Here is a 2832-nt window from a genome sequence, read left to right as displayed (position 1 = left end):
GCATGGCCCGGCGCTACCAGGACAGGTCGGCAGCGCCGGGCCATGCCCGGCGAGCGCAGCGGCGCATTGGATCGCGCTCAATACCCCGCGGCCATGAAGGCATCCAGTACCGCATCGCGCAGGGCATCGGGCAGGGCCTCGATCTCCACGGCGCGGTCGTCAAGGTGCAGGCGCGGGTCCAGGCTGCTGGCCCGGCCCTGGGCCAGGGCCTGCAGCCACAGCAGCACGCAGATGACGAACTCGCGCTCGTGGCCCAGCCGCACCTGGCTGGCACCGCGTTCGATCACCTCGAACGGATACCATTCCTGCTCGTCGCTGAACCTGCCGCCCTGGTGCTGCAGTGCCTGCAGCTGCTGCAGGTGGCGCGGCGCATCGTCGCCTGCATCGCACAGCGCGGCGATCCAGGCCAGTTCGGTGGGGCTGGCCGACAGCGCCAGCGATGGTGAGCGTACTGCGGATGGAGCTGGAGCCAGACCTTCCATGTGGGGCCTCCTCGACACGTTCCGCTGCGGTCTCCCCCGCGCCGCAAGCTTCAGACGAGGGCCGTAAGGCCGACGTGAACAATGGCCCGCCGCCCCTTGTCTGCCAGCCCGGCAAGCGCCATATCGATCTGGCTGCCCGCGCTGCCGGGCCCGTACCCTGGAGACCTGCCGTGACCATTGCCAACCCCCTGCTCGATTTTTCCGGCCTGCCGCGCTTCGAGGCGATCCGCCCCGAGCATGTGGCGCCGGCGCTGGACGTGCTGCTGGCGCAGGCCGAGGCGGCGGTCAGCGCTGCCGAGCAGGTGCAGCCGGTCAGCTGGCAGACCTTCGTTACCCCGCTGGACGATGCCACCGAACGCCTGTGGCGCACCTGGGGCTTGGTCGGCCACCTGCAGGGCGTGGTCAACACCCCCGAGCTGCGCGAGGCGTACAACAGCAACCTGCCGCGGGTGACCCGCTTCGCCAGTGCGCTGGGCCAGAACCTGGCGTTGTACCGCCAGTACCAGACCTTGGCAGCCAGCACCGAGGCGGCCGGTTTCGACGAGGCGCGCCGCAAGGTACTGGAAAACACCCTGCGTGATTTCCGTCTGGGCGGTGCCGAACTGGATGCGGACGCGCAGCAGCGTTTCGCGGCGATCAAGGAAGAGCTCTCGGCGCTGTCGGCGAAGTTCTCGCAGAACGTGCTCGACGCCACCGATGCGTGGTCGCTGATCGTCGAAGACCCGGCGCGCCTGGCTGGCGTGCCGGACGACGTGAAGGCTGCTGCACGCGCCGCTGCGGAGAAGGACGGCAAGACGGGCTGGAAGCTGACCCTGCAGATGCCGTGCTACCTGCCGGTGCAGACCTGGGGCGAGGATCGCGACCTGCGCGAGATCCTGTACCGCGCCAGCGCGCAGCGCGCGTCCGAGTTCGGCGACGATGCGCTGGACAACGGCGGCAACATCGATCGCATCCTTGCACTGCGTGCCGAGTTGGCCGCGTTGCTGGGCTTTGATTCCTACGCCGACTATTCGGTAGCCACCAAGATGGCCAAGGACCCCGCCGAAGTGCTGGGCTTCCTGCGCGACCTCGCCGCACGCGCCAAGCCGTTCGCGGCCAAGGACCGTGCCGAGCTGGAGCAGTTCGCCCGCGAGCATCTCGGTATCGACAGCCTGCAGGCCTGGGATCTGGCGTTCGCCGCCGACCGCCTGAAGCAGGCACGTTACAGCTACTCCGAGCAGGAAGTGAAGCAGTACTTCACCGAACCCAAGGTGCTGGGCGGCCTGTTCGCGGTGATCGAACAGCTGTATGGCCTGCGCGTGCAGGACGACAGCGCGCCGGTCTGGCATGAGGACGTACGTTTCTTCCGGCTGGTGGATGCGCAGGACAAGCTGGTGGGCCAGTTCTACCTGGACCTCTACGCGCGCGAAGGCAAGCGCGGTGGCGCGTGGATGGACGATTGCCGCAATCGCCGCGAGCGTGCCGATGGCAGCGTGCAGACGCCGCTGGTGTACCTGGTGTGCAACTTCGGCCGTGGCGCCGACGGCAAGCCGGCGACCTTCAGCCACAACGAAGTGACCACGCTGTTCCATGAAATGGGCCACGGCCTGCACCAGCTGCTGACCCGCATCGGCGAACTGGGCGTGGCCGGCATCAACGGCGTGGAGTGGGATGCGGTGGAGCTGCCGAGCCAGTTCATGGAGAACTTCTGCTGGGAATGGGAGCACCTGCAGGGCATGACCGCGCATGTGGACAGTGGTGAGCCGCTGCCGCGCGCGCTGTACGAGCGCATGCTGGCCGCACGCAATTTCCACAGCGGCATGGCGACCGTACGCCAGCTCGAATTCGGCCTGTTCGACATGCTGCTGCACAGCCAGTTCGAAGCCGCGCAGGACAGCGTGCTGGCACTGCTTGAGCGCGTGCGTGCGGAAGTGGCGGTGAACCATCCGCCGAGCTGGAATCGCTTCCCGCATCAGTTCAGCCACATCTTCGCCGGTGGCTATGCCGCCGGTTACTACAGCTACAAGTGGGCCGAAGTGCTGAGCGCCGATGCGTACGCCGCGTTCGAGGAAGCGCCGCAGGCGCTGGCCGCAACCGGCGCGCGTTTCCGCGACGAAGTGCTGTCACGCGGTGGTAGTCGTCCGGCCGCCGAAAACTTCAAGGCCTTCCGCGGCCGCGCGCCGCAGATCGACGCGCTGCTGCGGCATTCGGGCATGGCGTGAGTACGCTACCGTCATCCATGCATGGCGTGGATCTACTGGAATGCTCCGGCATGGCGTAAACGCAAAAAGGGCAGCGCTCCGGTAGCGCCGGGCCATGCCCGGCGAGCACGTAGCGCGGCGTAGGAAAGCCGCCGGGCATGGCCCGGCGC

The 2832-nt window shown here is 67.8% G+C and carries 2 protein-coding genes; one reads left to right on the top strand and one right to left on the bottom strand.

Going from position 1 to position 2832, the window contains the following annotated elements; translation table 11 throughout:
* Window positions 1-77 precede the first annotated feature (77 nt).
* Complete coding sequence (locus tag ACFX4F_RS21235) at window positions 78-482, bottom strand: hypothetical protein (protein WP_180165554.1); 405 nt, start codon at window positions 480-482, stop codon at window positions 78-80.
* Window positions 483-658: 176 nt separating this feature from the next.
* On the opposite strand from ACFX4F_RS21235, the gene ACFX4F_RS21230 reads away from it, so the two are divergent.
* Entirely contained in the window at window positions 659-2683 is a 2025-nt protein-coding gene (locus ACFX4F_RS21230) for a M3 family metallopeptidase (protein WP_380658344.1), read from the top strand.
* The last annotated feature ends 149 nt before the right edge of the window (window positions 2684-2832 follow it).

The organism is Stenotrophomonas sp. YIM B13575 (assembly GCF_042787595.1).
Lineage (GTDB): Bacteria > Pseudomonadota > Gammaproteobacteria > Xanthomonadales > Xanthomonadaceae > Stenotrophomonas > Stenotrophomonas lactitubi_B.
The sequence above is the reverse complement of the archived record's forward strand: the minus strand, read 5'-3'. Positions and strand labels throughout refer to the sequence as shown.